This window comes from Sphingomonas sp. 179-I 2A4 NHS, from assembly GCF_045369135.1.
Lineage (GTDB): Bacteria > Pseudomonadota > Alphaproteobacteria > Sphingomonadales > Sphingomonadaceae > Sphingomonas.
Map to the genome: position 1 here is coordinate 1 of NZ_JBIQFL010000005.1, position 16,532 is coordinate 16,532.

The 16,532-nt window shown below is 61.4% G+C and carries 7 protein-coding genes; all 7 read left to right on the forward strand.

From position 1 onward, the window contains the following. Window positions 1-336: 336 nt before the first annotated feature. The 7 genes from pglZ to ACH0CP_RS10330 all read left to right on the forward strand — a co-directional run bounded on the left by pglZ (window position 337) and on the right by ACH0CP_RS10330 (window position 16,363). Complete coding sequence (gene pglZ, locus ACH0CP_RS10300) at window positions 337-2,844, forward strand: BREX-1 system phosphatase PglZ type A (protein WP_406888896.1); 2,508 nt, start codon at window positions 337-339, stop codon at window positions 2,842-2,844. Between the two features lie 7 nt (window positions 2,845-2,851). Next, window positions 2,852-4,933 (forward strand): BREX system Lon protease-like protein BrxL, encoded by a 2,082-nt coding sequence (gene brxL, locus ACH0CP_RS10305; RefSeq protein ID WP_406888895.1) that lies wholly within the window; start codon window positions 2,852-2,854, stop codon window positions 4,931-4,933. A 124-nt stretch (window positions 4,934-5,057) separates the two neighbouring features. Continuing rightward, window positions 5,058-7,604, forward strand: coding sequence for a PD-(D/E)XK nuclease family protein (locus ACH0CP_RS10310; RefSeq protein ID WP_406888893.1), 2,547 nt, complete (start codon window positions 5,058-5,060; stop codon window positions 7,602-7,604). Between the two features lie 2 nt (window positions 7,605-7,606). Further along, window positions 7,607-10,807 (forward strand): UvrD-helicase domain-containing protein, encoded by a 3,201-nt coding sequence (locus ACH0CP_RS10315; protein ID WP_406888891.1) that lies wholly within the window; start codon window positions 7,607-7,609, stop codon window positions 10,805-10,807. Further along, window positions 10,807-12,021: a hypothetical protein gene (locus ACH0CP_RS10320; protein WP_069709534.1), complete on the forward strand. Its 1,215-nt coding sequence runs from the start codon at window positions 10,807-10,809 to the stop codon at window positions 12,019-12,021. The genes ACH0CP_RS10315 and ACH0CP_RS10320 overlap by 1 nt, the downstream gene beginning before the upstream one ends. Continuing rightward, window positions 12,021-13,823: a hypothetical protein gene (locus ACH0CP_RS10325; RefSeq protein ID WP_406888889.1), complete on the forward strand. Its 1,803-nt coding sequence runs from the start codon at window positions 12,021-12,023 to the stop codon at window positions 13,821-13,823. Before ACH0CP_RS10320 ends, ACH0CP_RS10325 begins: the two co-directional genes overlap by 1 nt. Then, a complete protein-coding gene (locus tag ACH0CP_RS10330; RefSeq protein ID WP_406888887.1) occupies window positions 13,823-16,363 on the forward strand; it encodes a DEAD/DEAH box helicase family protein in 2,541 nt (846 codons plus the stop codon). Before ACH0CP_RS10325 ends, ACH0CP_RS10330 begins: the two co-directional genes overlap by 1 nt. The last annotated feature ends 169 nt before the right edge of the window (window positions 16,364-16,532 follow it).

Here is a 16,532-nt window from a genome sequence, read left to right on the forward strand (position 1 = left end):
CTTCGTCACTACGACGAAGCCCCAACCCTCCTTAATTCACAACCTCAAATCTGTGCCATAGGTGCTGACGGCGGACAATCCATAAGCTTGAAGTCGAGCGCGCTCGACTGGAAAAGCTGGCTGTCGATCCTGCCGCTACGCCCGCCCAACAAACAAAGGCGCAGAAGGAAACGGCCACGGTCATCAAGCAGATCGCCGAGCTGACCGAATGGGAACGCGAAGTCGTCTATCCTATGGCGCAGCAGAAGATCGCCATCGATCTCGATGACGGGGTGAAGCGCAACTATCCGCTGTTCGCCGGTGCTCTGAAGCCGATCAAGGGGCTGGAGGCTGCGGATGACTGACCGCATCACCGCCGGCCTGATGCGCCTTTATGAGGATCAGGGGCACCGCATCGTCTTCTGGTATGACGCCGCCCGTGATCTCCGCGGGGCGTTCGATGCGGTGGACCTGCCCGACGTGACCAAGGTGGAGATCGCCAACAACGAATTCGGCCTGAAATACCGCATGCTGCGGAAGGAACCAAAGGGGCGGTTTCTGCTCTACAAGGACGGCCCCGAGCCGCCGATGCCTGAGAACTGGCTGCTGGATGTACAACTGGCCAGCGCCATCTTTCGCGCCGATCAGGCAGCTATCTGGGTCGCGGATCTCGGCATTCCGGCGAAATACGAAGCCGCCGTGCGCGATCACGCCGAATTCTACCGTTCAGTCAAAAGGCTGGAAGCGCTGCGCACGATCGAGCGCGAGCGGCCCTCGCAAAGCGCCAACGATGTCCGCCGCAAGATGCTGGCGGTCTGCGCTGGTGCGGATGGCGATCTCGATACGGTGATCGAGGCGTTGCTGGCCGAGCTCGCCGAAGACCGTGATGACGCGCTGAAGCTGGTGGATCGGATCGGGCTGGCGGAGTTCTTCTGGAAAGAGGTTTCGGCGCGCTATGGCTATGCGGCTTCCGAGCCGGATTTTCAGGATTTTGCCATCACGCTGTTTTCTAGCGCCTGGGCGCGGGCCATGGGAGAGACTGCGTCCCTGAATACCGATGCCGCGCTGATGTTCCGTCGCTGGAGCGCCTCACGCCGGTGGGGTGAGACGTTCGAGAAGCTGTCGGGCGATTATCAGGATGTGCTGAAGATCAGGGATGATCTGGCCTCTCGCGATTTTCGCGCCCTGATCCCGCATGACCATTTCGAGGAAGTGGACCGGCGCATTGTTGTCGCCATCGTTGAGGGGCTGGCCCAGCAGAGCCTGCCGGCGACAGATGTGCTGAAATGGGTGCGCGACCGCCGCCAGAGCCATTGGTATAGCCGTTACGCCGATGTCTATCAGGCCATCGGCTATGCGACCGAGTTCCAGCAGGCGCTGGCCGAAGCCGACCTGACGATGACCAGCTTGTCCGATGGCGTGAAGCGCTATTCCGCAAGCTGGTTCCGGCTGGACCAGCTCTATCGCAAGTTCATCTATCACATGCAGAAAAGCGGGCAGTCGGGCCTGTTGTCCGCGCTCTATGAGGCGGTCGAGAATCGCTACACTACGAATTTCGTGCTGAAACTGAACGACGCCTGGCAGGATCAGGTTGCCCGCCTCACGGATTGGGCGATTCCGGGCTTCCCGCGTCAGATGGATTTCTACCGCGAACAGGCCGCGGAGTTCAGGCGCAAAGACCAGAAGGTCGTCGTCATCATCTCGGATGCGTTGCGCTATGAGGTGGCCGAAGAGGCGCTGCGCGAGATCCGCAAGCTCAACCGGTTCGATGCCGATCTGAAGCCGATGATCGGGGCCTTGCCCAGCTATACCCAGCTCGGCATGGCGGCGCTCTTGCCGCACCGGCAACTGGCGATCCGCGATGACAATGATCTGGTGCTTCTGGACGGCGAGAGCACCATGGGTGCCGCCGCTCGTGAAAAGGCGCTGGCTGCTGGTAGGGCTGGAGACCGGGTAAAGGTTCTGGCGGCGAAGGATTTCATGAACCTTGGCTCGTCGGAGGGCAAGGACCTCTTTCGGGATCATGACATCCTCTATCTCTACCACAATCAGATTGACGCGATCGGCGACAAGCTCGCCACCGAGGAGAATGTTCCCGCGGCGGCAGAGACCGCCGTCGAGGATCTGGTGAAGCTGGTGCGCAAGCTGACCTCGGCCAATTTCTCGAACATCCTGATCACCGCCGATCACGGGTTTCTGTGGCAGCACAAGGCATTGGAAGAAAGCGGCTTCGCGCTGAGCGAGCCGGAAGGCGAGATCGTTACACGAAACCGGCGCTTCGTCATCGGCCGGGGCCTCAACAGCGGTGGCGGAATGAAGAAGTTCACAGCTGCCCAACTTGGCTTAGAAGGCGATCAGGATATCCTGATCCCGAACTCGATCAACCGCCTGCGCGTGAAAGGATCAGGCAGCCGCTTTGTCCATGGCGGAGCAAGCCTGCAGGAGATCGTCCTGCCGGTCCTGCGTGTGGGCAAGCAGCGCAAGGAGGATGTCGGACAGGTGTCGGTGCAGATCATTCCGCCAGCCCGTGCCCAGATCACCACGGGCCAGATCCAGGTCACCTTCTATCAGGCAGAGCCGGTGACCGAGAAGCAGCAGCCCCAGCAGGTGCATGCAGCCATCTTTGCCAACGATGGAACGCTCATCTCTGACGAAGCCGAGCTGGAATTCGATTTCGCGTCCGAGAACCCGCGTGAGCGCGAGCTATCGCGGAGCTTCCTGCTGTCCAAGGCGGCGGACGCCTATAACAATCAGACAGTCTTCCTGAAGCTGCGTAAGCGCATCGGCAAGACCAGCCATTTCGAAGATCACGCATCGCAGCCGCTGCTGCTGAAACGCGGGATCAGCACAGATTTCGATTTCTGAGGTGCCGATGTCGACCCTTGATGACAAGATCAACGAACATTTTGCCGGTTTCGTGGTTCGCAAGGACCTGGTGAAGGCCGTGAAGGGGAACGCCATTGTTCCCACCTATGTGCTCGAATACCTGCTCGGCCAATATTGCGCGACCGACGACGAAGCCTCGATTGCGACAGGCATTGAGACGGTCAAGGACATCCTGCGCAAGCACTACGTCCATCGTTCCGAAGCGGGGCTGGTCCAGTCGACGATCAAGGAGAGCGGCCGTTACAAGGTCATCGATCAGGTCAGCGTGGCGCTAAACGAAAAGACCGATGCCTATGAGGCGGTGTTCGAAAACCTAGGGATCAAGCGCGTCGCGATCGACAGCGCCACGGTCAAGGCGCACCCGAAACTGTTGGTAACGGGTATCTGGTGCATCGCCGATGTGCAGTACGAATTTTCGGAAGATAGCCGGATTTCTCCCTGGATCATCGACACGCTGAAACCGATCCAGATCGCCCGCGTCGACTATGACGGCTATCGCGAAACGCGTGACAAATTCACCACCGAGGAATGGATCGATCTGCTGATGCAGAGCATCGGCTTTGATCCGTCCCTGTTCGGGCGCAGGTCAAAACTTTTGCAGTTGCTGCGCCTGGTCCCCTTCGTCGAGCGGAACTACAACCTCATCGAGCTTGGTCCCAAGGGTACGGGCAAATCGCATATCTATTCCGAGTTCTCACCCCATGGTCAGCTGATCTCTGGCGGCGAAGTTACGGTTCCCAAGCTCTTCGTGAACAACTCCAATGGGCGGATTGGGTTGGTGGGTTATTGGGACGTCGTGGCCTTTGATGAGTTTGCAGGCCGTGAGAAGACAGCCAACAAGGCGCTTGTCGATATCATGAAGAACTACATGGCGAACAAGCAGTTCTCGCGCGGTGTAAATCCGATGGGTGCCGAGGCCAGCTTCGCCTTCGTCGGCAACACGGATCATAATGTCCCATGGATGTTGAAAAATACGGACCTGTTCGAGGCTCTGCCGCCGCAGTTCCACGACAGCGCCTTTATCGATCGGTTGCACGCCTATTTGCCCGGATGGGAGGTCGATATCATCCGGGGCGAGATGTTCACATCTGGCTATGGGTTCATCGTCGACTATCTGGCCGAAATCCTGCGCCATCTGCGTGCGGAGGATTTCTCACACCGGCCAGATCGCTATTTCACCATTCCGGTTCAGACCCATATCCGGGACCGTGCGGCGATCAACAAGACCATGTCAGGTCTGCTGAAGCTGATCTTCCCGAATGGAGGCGAGACTGAAGCCGAAGTTGAAGAACTGCTGCGCTTTGCGATTGAATGCCGAAAGCGGGTGAAGGATCAGCTCCTGCGGATCGACAGCACCTTTGAGGCAGCAGATTTCCATTACATCGCGTCGGATGGCGCAAAGCGCGCCGTCGCCACGCTGGAGGAAGAGGAGTTCCCCCAGTTCTACCACCGTCGATCAACCGACGATGGAAGTGAAGGTGTGAATCAACGAGAGATTGGGTTGGTAACGGCAGAACCGGTCTCAACGGTGGCTGCTTCCGCAGCACCTGCCGTTGCCGCTGCCCCGCACTCACCCCCAACTCCCGGACATGTCGTTTTCACAGAAAACCGCAAGGGCATCAGTTTCGACAAGATCTTTGGTCCTTGGACGGATGGTGCGACGCGGATTATCATCACAGACCCCTATATCCGGAAGTTCCATCAGGCACGCAACGTGATGGAACTGATCGAGATGCTAATCCGGCGTAAACAGCCTGAAGATCAGATCGCTGTGCATCTTGTCACGGCTCCGGACGATGGGAACATCCAGGAGCAGCGAGAGTGCTTGGACGGGATTGCTGAAGCCTGCACAGGCACGGGCGTCGATTTCACATGGGCCTTTGATGGGAGCGGCACTCTCCATGCACGCGACATCACGACGGATAACGGCTGGAAGATGGTTCTGGATCGCGGATTGGATATTTTCCAGCCAACGCCTCGCAAGATGAACGGTTTCTCGCTCGGAGAACGGATGCAGGAGCACCGGATGGTCCGTGGTTTCTACGTGACTTATGTCGAGAACCTTTAGCTTCGTCGGTCGTGTTGGCGGGGCAGGTCCGGCTACGCGCTCGGCGGGAAGCGAGAAGTCGACCTCGATGCCCAAGCCCTCATCCTCGTTACAGTTTTCCTGATCAGCAGATTGCAGGCCATTCATGCACTACCCCTTCCTCGTCATTGATCCGCGCTCCGGCCTGCAATACCGCCTAACCGATACCGGTCTTGCCGAATTGTCCCTTGCCCCCATTTCTGCCGAATGGGCGCCGGGGCGTGCCATTGCCGAGGCGCCTGACCCGGTCTGGGCCGAAAGTCTTGCCAATGCGCCTGTCGAGACGATCTCGGCGGTGACCGCCGCGCTGACGGATCTTGTGCTGGCAACGCCGGATCTGAAGGTGCCGAACGTCGATCACCTGCCAGACAGCCGCGCCAAGCGGCATCTCTTGGCGCTGGTCGCGTTGTGGCAAAGGTTGGGGGATGCGCTGCCAGAGGGGCTGGCACCGATTTCCCATGTGCTGGCCCTGCCGCATGGGGCGTTCCTGGGCTCGTTGCCGGTGGTTGAAGGTTCGCTGGATCCTCTAGCTCCTGCGGCGCTGCAGGCGCTTTTTGCCCGGTTGCGGGACGAGTTCGGCACTGTTCCCGCAAGCGCCTATACGCCCCGGGCCGCAATCGGCAGCCGTCTGCACGCGCTGCAGGGCGGTGTTTCAGCGCAGGATATCGAGGCCGGGGTTCTGGATGACAGCCTCGCGTTCTATGGTCTGCGCGATCCCGCTGCCTGCGCCGATTTCGCCGCCGCCCAAGCCCGGGCGCTGATTGAGTCCGGCGTTTCGGCCCGTGAAATCGCCGTGCTGTCGGGCGATGATCTGCGCCAGATCGCGCGCGCTTTCTCAGCCCAGGGAGTGCCGCTCTCGGGCCTTCCGGGCCAATTACCCGAGCGAGATGTCATTGGCGAGACCGCGCTACATCTGGCGCTGGCCAAGCGACCGCCAACTCCGGCTATGGTCTTGGCGAGCCTCGCGCTTTCTCCTTTGATGCCCTGGGCGGCACAGACCGGACGCGATCTTGCCGAAAGCCTCATGGGTGGCGATTTCCGAGGCGCCATCCTCACGGACACGCCCGCACATAAGGAACTGTGGGACGATATCAGCGCCTCGGCCGGCAGCTTGCCGCAGCTGCGATTCCTGCTGGACCGGATCTGCGAGCGGATCGGAAAAGGCGATCAGGTCCGCGCGCGGCTGACTGTCCCCCCCGGCGAAGGCACGCCGGATTGGGAGATAATCCTGCGTGGCATTCAGATCGCGCCGCCCATGGTTGCGGACCCCGACCGCAATCTTGAAGGCGTCAGCCTCTGGTCCGCGCATGAAAGCCCGTGGCGCCCATGCCGCCATCTGATCGTCAGCGATTTCACCGACGGGCTTTACCCAACTCGCCCGCGTGCCAATCCGCTGTTTCTTGACAGCGAGATCGCTGCGATACACGCGGGAACCGGCGTTCACCTTCGCGGTCGGGCCGAGGGGCTGGCGCAAAGCCTCGCGTTACTTGATCAACAGCTTCAGGCGGTTTCCGGCAGCGTCACCTTCCTCATCCCATGGCGCGATCTGGCGGGCGGGCGCTTGCAACCTTCGGCCGGGTTGTCGCTGGTGGCGCGGGCGGTGGCGGGCGTTGAGGATGCCAGCGATCTGATCACCGATCTGTCGCGTCAGAGCCCTGCGGAATGGCCGATTGCGTATCACCATCTGATGCCGGTGTCGGAACCCGCGGAATTGCCTGAGGAGCTTACTTTCCCGGGGCATCACCTTCTGTCCCTTCGTCGGCGCGATGACGGCACCGCCAAACCGCAATCGCCCTCACGGCTCGAGACGCTGCTTGTCAGCCCGCTCGCCTGGCTTCTGGCCGAGGTTGGGGCCGAGGATATGTCTTGGTCGACCGAAGAACTCGACGTGATGGCAAGGGGCAATATCGCCCATGATGTCTTTGAGCATGTCTTCCTGAAGGATCAGCCGTTCCCGGAAACCGAGGCGCTGGCAGAACTGATCCCCGAGGCCTATGACCGCGCGCTCACCCGTCACGCGGGCTATCTGCGCAGCCCGTCATGGGAGATGGAGCGCCGCGGTTTGGAGCGTGAGATCATGGCGGCGGCCCTGCGCTGGCGCGACCACTTGCTGGCGCTCAATGCCAAGATCATCGGCAATGAAATCTGGCTGGCCGGTGAGGCGCATGGCATCAATCTGCATGGCAAGGCCGACGCGATCCTTGAACTGCCTGATGGTGCGCTCTTGATCATCGATCACAAGAAAAGCGGCACCAAGGGCCGGCGGCAGCGGATGGAGGCGGGCTGGGATCTGCAGGCAGGGCTTTACGCCGATATGATAGCGCGGCCCATGCGGCGCGAGGGTGACGGCATGGACCCGCTGATCGGCCGCAAGGTGGCGGTCGCCTATCACCTGATGAATGATGGCGGGCTGCTGACTTCGGGTCTGGTCTTGCCCGAGGGCTCGCCCGCTCGCGACATGGGCGATGCGGTGAATGCCGGGGCGGTAGCCAAGCTGGCGGAACGCTTGGCCGAACTTGGTGCAGGCCGGGTCGTGCTGAACACCTCTGAGGATGCGGCCTTCTTCAAGAAAGAAGCCGGCTTCACCCCCTATGCGCTGACCGATGGCTCGGCCCTGGTCACCGCCTTCATCCGCACGCTCGAGGAGGAATGACCATGGCCCCCGTCAATGCAGATCAAGGTCTGGTCATCGTTCCCGCGGGTGCCGGCGCGGGCAAGACCCACCGCATCAAGACCCAGCTGTCCGATTGGGTGAAACGCGGCATTGTCCGGCCCGAACGTATCCTTGCCGTCACCTTTACCGAGGCCGCGGCTGGCGAGTTGCGCGAAAGGATCCGTGCCGGCCTTCTGGCCGATGGACTGGTCGCCGAGGCGATGGCGGTCGAGCGCGCCTATGTCTCGACCATACATGGACTGGGCCTGCGGCTTTTGACCGAACATGCTCTGGCGGCTGGCGCCTCGCCGCAGCCGCGTCATCTGGGCGATGCCGAGCGGGATCTGCTGATCCGTCAGGCACTGGCACATGCCAAGGCGCTGGACCCGATCAAGGCCGCGCCCGAGCGGTTCGGTTACGCCCCGAACTTCGTGAAGGGCGAGACGGTCGAAGACAGTTTGCGCGCCCGGGTGCTATCGATGATCGACCTCTTGCGCGGCCTTGGGGACAAGGGGCGCGACGCTGGCCTGATCGCTCCGGCACTGACGCGGCTGGATGCGGTTTACGGGCCGGTTCTGGATGAACCTATCGCCGCGACCACCGCGTTGCAGACGGCCGTGCAGGTCATGATCGCAGCCTTTCCCGAGGGAGGCATGGCCGGGATCACCGCCAAAACCAATGTCGAGAAGCTGGAGAAAAACCTCGCGCTTTTCAAACGTGTTGATCGCGCGCCCGATCTTCTGGATTGGGATTGGCAGGTCTGGAACGATCTGCGCAGCCTGTTCATCTCTAACCGCTCCAGCAAGACGCCTGCGGGATATGACGACCTTGCCACGGCGATCATGGCGGCGGCGGATGTGCTGCCCTGCCATCCCGGCCCGCTGGCCGATGCTAAGCTGCACCTGTCCTGCCTGATCGCCTGCGCGCAAGAGGTGATGGCGGCCTATGAGACCCGCAAGAAGGCGCTCGGCCTGATCGACTTTGCTGACATGATCACCGGGGCTGAGCACCTGCTCCGCACCGACCTCGCCGTGCGGCAAGCGGTGCTGGACGAGATCGACTGCGTCATCATCGACGAATTCCAGGACACCAACCCCGTGCAATTCGCGCTTTTATGGCAGTTGGGCCAGCACGCGCCGCGCACACTGCTGGTGGGCGATGTCAAACAGTCGATCATGGGGTTTCAGGGTGCCGATCCGCGCCTATCGACAGCGCTGGCGGCGGCAAATCCCGATGCGACCCAGCCTTTGGACCGCAACTGGCGCTCGACCCCAGCCATCATGCAATTCGTCAATGCGATGGGGGCTGGCCTCTTTGGGCAGGGCTATAACCCGCTGGCGCCGACCCGCGATGCGGTCGCAGCTCCCGCGATCGAGGTTCTGAACGCTACGCAGGGACGGCGCTCACAAAAGTATTCGCAGCCCCCAGAACACATCGCCGAGCGCATCGCCCGTATCCTGACTGATACTGAGACCATCACCGACCGCCACACGAAGGCCGTCCGGCCGGCGCGGCCTTCGGATATCGCGCTCTTGGTCTGCCGCCACACCACCGCCGCCCGCTATGCCGAGGAATTGCGCGCGCGCGGCGTTCCGGTGCGGATCGCCGAGGATGGCTGGGCGAAAAGCCCGGTGATTGTTGCCGCCCGCGCCGCGCTGGCCTTTGCCGCCAATCCGGCGGATATCCATGCCGGGCTGCTCTTGCGCACGCTTGGCCCGGACCCGCTGCCCTTGCAGGAGGCGCTATCCGCCCAGATCGAAGGGCGGTTGGTGGATGACCCGGTGCTGATGCTGCTGGCCGCGCTCTCGGACATTCTGGCCCGCTCGCCAGTGGGGGCGGGGCTTGATCTGGTGCTGGATGCCGCCGACCTGCGTCTCTGGGCCGAACGTCAGCCCGATGCCGCCCAGTCCCGCGCCGATCTTCTGCGGCTAGAGGCTGAGGCGGGTGAGTTCGAAGCCGCGCATCGCGATCTCAAATCCGCCTCGGGGTTCCACGGCGAGACTGCCAAGGTCTTTCTCGGCTGGCTCGACGCCCGTGGGGGCGAGCGCGATTTCGACCGTCATCCCGATCCTTCCGCCAACAGCGCCGAGGCCGTGGAGATCGTCACCTGGCATGCCTCCAAAGGGCGGGAATGGCCGATCACTGTCGTCGCAGAGTTCGACTATGGTATCGAGGAACGTGCGGGGGCCACTGCGACCCGTTTCGATGCCTTGGACCGCATCGACGATATGGCGGTGGTGCTGGGGTCCGCGAGCCTGATCCAAACGCCCGGCTTTGCCGCGCCCGAGGCGACCCGCCGTTTCATCGAAGACCGTCGCGCCGATTTTGAAGCCAATGCGAAAAACCTTCTCTATGTCGCTCTGACCCGTGCCCGTGACCGGCTGGTGCTGGAATGGCCGGGTTTTCTGAAGGACCGCGAAGAAGACGCGCCCGAGGCTACGAACCTGTTTCATATCCTGTCCGATACTTGCGCGCCGCAGATCGGGGCGGGCAGCCTGCGCATCAATGGCGTGGATTGCCCGGCGCTGATCACGCAACTGCCTGAAGAGGCGGGATTTACCGAGTACGCAGGCGGTGCGGCAGCGTCAGCGCTGCGATTCGGTGCCGCTGCGCCGTTGCCCGTGACACCGCTAACGCCCTGGCGGCTGCAGCCCTCGCAAACCCGTAGTGCGGGGGTGCCGCCCGTGTCCCGCCGTATCAACATCGGAGCACCCTGGCCAAAGGCACTGAACGATGCCTACCGCGGCACAGCACTGCATCTGGCGCTGCGCACATACCTGACCCGGCCCGATCTGGCCCCGGCTTTGCCTCTCGCGACCGGGCTTGACGACGCCACTCTTGCGCTAGTGGCCGAGCGCGCCACGGCGCTGAAAGCCTGGCTTGCCGATCAGGGCTATACGGATCTGCGCGCTGAGATTCCGGTGCTTGGCCACACGCCCGAGGGTGCAGAGATCCCCGGTGCCCTCGACCTTCTCGCCATCGGCCCGGCAGGCGCGATGCTGATCGACCATAAATCCGGCGGCGGCGGTGACGGGTTTGGCCCCTATTGGCCACAGCTTTCCAGCTATGCCGGACTGTTGGCCGGACTATACCCGCAGCATCCGCTGCAGGGCGTGGCGGTGTTCTGGGTCGATCACGGTTGGCTGGAACTGGCAGATGAGGGCGCGTCAGCGGGAGCTTGCGCACAGGCCAGAGTTAACTGATGCCCTGGGGAATACTTGCGCCCGATACCGTGGTTTCGCAACGACGCCAGCAGAACCTTGGGCTTGCGGCGGCGGTTCGTCATTTCAATGACCGGGCGGTCCCCGGAATCGGCGGCATGTGGTTTCCCATGCCCATCCTTTGGTCGGTTCTGGCGATCTCTATCGCCGAGGAACTTGGTGTGCCGGCACTGCCTGTCGGCAACGCGGTCGAAGCGCGCGTCATGCTTGAAGTCATCGCGGGCCCGCAGGATCGCCGCGTGCGAGGGGCGAGGAAGATGCAGGGCTTGAAGGATAGCAGTTTCCACAATCTCAGGCGTCGCGGAACTTATGTGGTTCAGCCGATCCGCATGGCGATGGTGCAGCCTCTGGTCGCACTCGGGTTCGTGCAGGGCAGCCGCTACGGCGCGTTCCGCATACATAGCGCTGGCAGAGAGCTGTTGGAGCTGAATGCGATGAAAGAACCGCGCCGTTTGCTTGGTGCCTGGGCGCATGGCAGACAGCCACATGGCCTGAAGGAGGCCCTAGCAGTGCTTTCCCCGGTTGGGGCTGTCCCGGAAGCGGTGCGTAAACTGATCCTTGCCCGATTGCTCGACGGAAATGATCCCGGCTCGACCCGGCGCCGGGAGCTGGCGCGCCTCGGCACGGGCCCCAGTTCCACGCATTTGGACCAGGAAACCGCATTGGCGGGGGTTGCGCCGGATCACTGGTCGGATCTGCGCGCCGGAGCGGCTTTTATGGATATTCGCGATGCCGCGTTGACGGTGTTGGACCAGTTGGAACAGCACCTGCTGAAGCTTCGCGACGATAATCAGCCTGTGCGCCTGTCAGAAGCGGAGGCAGCCGAAGTCGCCGCCGAGCCGCTGAAACAATTGCGAGATCTGGCCTCGGCAAAAGGCGCGCTTGTCGATCAGGGCAATGAGGAGACTAGCCGCAGATTTATCGCGGAAATCCGACATCTGTCCGATCAACAGCTGATCCAGAGGCTGGCCGAGCGCGATTCTACCGTGATTTGTCAGCGCGAAGGCCACATTTTTCTCGGGCCGGCTGCGAGCGAGTTGCGGGGCAGCTCGGAGACCCAGGACGAGAACCGGCCCCCTCAGGACGAGGCCTTCGCGCCGCAGCTTTTCCGGCTGCACAATCTTCATTGTCTGGTGACAGAGCTGTCCGGAAAGGTGAACCCGGGCAGCCGTGACGCGGGATCGGAGGCCGTCTGATGCAGAACACGACGCTCTACTCCCTCTTCATGCCGCCCGAAGATTGTTATGGCGACTTTGGTCTTATGTGCGGCTTCACCGCGACGCGGCAGGTCCTGGGGCAGATCCGCCGAACATTCACAGGCGAGATGGCGCGCCCGGTGCTGGCCGCCTTCATCCATCCAACCATGAATGCGATCTCGGACGTTCCGGGACTTGCCTGGATGTGGATGCGCCTCGAGGGACGCGGCTACAACCTTCTCCATGCCAAGGTGGCGCTTCTGGGTTTTCGCAAGCGCGGCGGAGATGGCTATGTCATTCGCCTCGCTGTCAGCACGGGGAACTGGACACAGGATCCGCTTACTCGCAGCATCGACCTGTTCTGGTCGATCGATCTGGACTCTGCTGTGCCTGACGCACAGGACATTGCCGATATCCGCGCTGCGCATGAGATGTTTGGATGGCTGCGCGAGCGGGCAGATTGCGCCCTGATCGAACGCAGTTTTGACGGGCACCGGCCAGACGCCCTGCTGGAGGCCGCGATCACAGCCTTGCCCACGTCATCCGCGCGTCCCCGCTTCATCGACAGCCGCAATCAGGCGCTGTTTCCTCAGGTGGTCGAGCGCCTGGGTACCAAAAAGAAGGCCGACCGTCTCATCCTCGGGTCTGGCTATTTCGAGAGCGACGGCGATGGTGCTGCTGGCCTGCCAGAGCGACTGCGCCGCGCATTGGTGCAGGAGAAATCCCTGACGAAAACAGCGGCTCTCGACCTGTTTCTCAACCCGTCCTCCTGTCAGGGGCTTGCTGCCCGGGCCGGTGCCTTGATTGACGCAGGCTGGAACTTGCGCCCTCCGCGCTCTGTCTTGCATGGAACTGATGGGTGCCTGCATGCAAAATTTGTGGTGCTGGCGTCGGGCGAGACCGAGGCCTCGGGACGGGCTTATCTTGGATCCGGCAATCTGAGCATGAACGGGTTTGAGCGTGCCGCAAGCGCCGGGGGAAACCTTGAGGCAGGTGTGATCGTCGATCTGCCGGGAGGACTGAAATGGCCGCGACGCAGAGACACGCGGAACGGTATCGCCGCTGTTTTTCCGATCCAGTTCACTGATGTGGTGACGCCCGAGGCCCTGCAGCAAGGGGAAGGCTTTGTGCGCCCCGATGAGCCAGAAACCCAGCCGCCAGTTGCGTGGTTTATATGGCAAGACGGGGTGCTCTCGGCCCCCGAAGACAAATCGGTGATGGTGATTGGTGTCGATGCGGCTCAGGCCCAGACACCTTGTCCATGGCCTGCACCGGCTCCAGCGATTGTGACCCTCGCGGAGAGCGGCTGGCGGCTGCCTGTCATTTCTTCCGGCGCACTTGTTGTCGCTCGCCCCTCCGATATGTCGGTCGAAGATATCCTTGCCAGCCTTGGCTCATTTCCCGAGCCTGGTGATGCTGACAGCGAAGATGAGGGTGAGGAAGGCGAAGAGCCGCTCACCGACGCCTCAGATACCACCGAAGCTCCGCCAGCTGCCTATCCCATTCGCAGGATGATGGAACTTCTGGTGCGTCTTTGTGAGACACAGGCAAGGTTGGACCCGCGGGACTGGCAAAGGTGGTGTCGGGAGTTGCAACAGAAACTTTGCGCTATCGCGTCTCGCGAAAAAACGATGCTCGAGTTCTTCCGGAACGCCAGGGCAAATCCTCTGCCTGCTCTGGCAGATCCGCGTATGCGCCCGGAAGGGGTTTCGCCAGACCTATTGAGAGATGCGCTTTTGGTAGTGTCCGTCGCGTGGGAGCTCAGCGCTTACCCATCGCTCTGGGAACGGGAGGCCGCGTGATGGTGGACTGGAACGAAGTCGCGAGCATTCTGGATCGTATCGCAGGGACGTCTGATGATACCGTGCTAGATCATGGCCAGAAGGCGAGTGTCACAGAACTAGCGTGCCGTATCCGGGCGGGCCAACGCTCGGCCCTGTTGGCTGATGAGGTGGGTATGGGCAAGACCCGCATTGCGGCGGCGCTGATCGCAGCGGTGCGGGAGGCGGGCGGGCGCAGCGCCATTGTTCTGCCCGCGGGCCTTGGGGCACAATGGCAACAGGAACTGAAACGGTTCAACACCGACGACAAGACATTGCTGCCGCTGCGCAGCTATGATGGTTTCATCTCCGGTTTTTTGCACGATACCGATGCGGAGGGGAGCGCAAGACGGTTACACAGCCATAAGGAGTGGCTTTCGGATCGCCGCAAGCAGCGTGAGTTGCCGGAGAACGGCTGGGCCGCCGAAGAGATCATAATGATATCTCATTCCTTCGCGAACATGCAGTTTCCCAATCGTGGAGAAGGCCCCGCTGGAGGCTGGCGCCGGGAACTCTTACCCAACGTCGCCCGCCTGATTGACGGCCGACGGCGCAACTTCATGCGCGAAAATTTCCATTCGGGTGAGGTGGGCTATGTATATGCCAGTCGCCGTGCGGCGCAGCACATTGCCCAAACGATTCTGGACCACGAACTGCCGCGCGATGCCATTAACGGCGATCAGAAATGGCTTTCGGCGGACGATTACAAGAACAGGATCCTGCCGCTGATCGGCTATGGCCTGGGTCAGTTTGATCTCATAGTCGTTGACGAAGCCCACAAGGCGCGCGGCGCAGATTCAAGCCTTTCGCGCATTCTCGGCCCGGTAAGCTGGGAAGCGGATGATCCTTTTCGTCTGGGCATGACCGCAACCCCGGTCGAGCTGGACTCCAGCCAGTGGATCGACACGCTGGAGCGACTCAATGGTCGCGATGATGATCAGGATATTACTGCGCTCGCAGAGCTGACGGAATGGATCACCGGCTATGTGGATGTTGTTCGTCGGATTCAAACCGAAGAACTGGACGAGACGCTGACCGGGGAATTCGAGACCTCCGCCCGGCAGTTCTACGCAGCATTGCGACCACACGTCCTGCGCCGGGACAAACGAAGTGACCCCGAATTCTGCGTCTTCAAAGACAGTCATGGTGATTATCGTGAGGTCACCGATATCCCGGTTTCACCGGAGGCAGAGGGTTTTACCCGTGACTGGTTGCGCCGCTTTTGTGCGGCTGAGGCGCTGTCGTTACTCCCTCAGGATGATCCGCGTGTGAAACGGGTCAGGCTCGCCGTTGCCCAGGGGTATGGGTTCGGCTTTGGAGAGGATGAGGAAGACAGCCATTCTGGCATGACAGATGCAAACCTCGTTGGTCCGGCGGGGTTTTGGACGGAAGCTTTTACCGCTGAGAGCAACGACATCTATAGCCACCCTGCGATCCTGGCGGCAGTGAGACAAATCGAGGCCTATACACGGGCCGGCGAGAAAGTGCTCGTCTTCGGCAGGTTCCTGACGCCGATGAATGTGCTGACCAGACTGCTGGACGCGCGTGAGATGCTGCGTCGTTTGCGAGACGGACAGCACTGGCCTGCCAGTGGGATCGGGGAAAGCAATATAGCAGCCGTCATTGCGGCGATGAGAGATCCTGATCTTGCGGTGGCGGGTGGGGTCGACGAAATCGATGTGATGTTGAAAACCCGCTATCAGGAGTGGGCGAGCGAGCGACGGGCTGAACTCGCACGGCTTCATCGGGAGTTGGAAGACCTTGCGCTGGAGGGAGGAGCTGCTGCATTTCTGTCAGAGATTCTGCGCCATGAGGACGGCAAACAAGACCTTCAATTCGGGGCTTTGCTCGAGGCACTTGGTGGCAGGCGGGAAGTTGCGGGCGCTTCCTGGACGGGGCGGGAAATGCTCGGGCTGTTCGAAAAACTGCTCCTGGAGCTTGCCGGCGATGATGAAGCAGAGAACAACGATACGCAGAAAGCCCGGCTGGATGCCTGGCTGAACGATTATTCCGGGCGCGAGGGCAACTTCGCCAGGATGATGTCAGGTGCAACCGCACCGCAAACGCGGCGTATGCTGCAATCTGCATTCAACCGGTCGTCCAGTTGGCCGATGGTGCTCCTCGCGCAATCCCGCGTCGGGCGTGAGGGCCTGAATCTGCATGAGGCCTGTCGCACAGTGATTCTACTGCACGCGGAGTGGAATCCCGGCATTGTCGAGCAGCAGATTGGGCGTGTGGATCGCAAGAACAGTCTTTGGCTTCGCGAATGGCGGAAATGGAGGGATCATGGTGATGGTCTCCCGCCCCGCATTCGGGTTCACCCTGTTGTCGTCAGTGGCACATACGACGATCACAACTGGCAGGTTCTCAAGGCGCGTTGGCTGGAACTGAGGGCGCAGTTGCATGGCGATGTCCTGCGTCCCGTTCCAGGTCGGTCAGAGGTGATAGATGACAAACGAACCTGCGCTGACCGCGTTCGGCGCGCAGTGCCGGATTTTTCGCCGGGAAGACGTGGCGGTTGAATTGTAGTGTAACCGATACTCACGCTGCTGTTCGGAATAGGACGGAATGAAAGCTGCTATTTTTAGCAACCATTCTCCCCGAGTTGGATTTGGCGTTGATAGGAAAATGGATGTTAGTAGGTCGCAAGTAATGGTGGTTGCAGCCTCCCGCAACCATCTTTACCGGCGT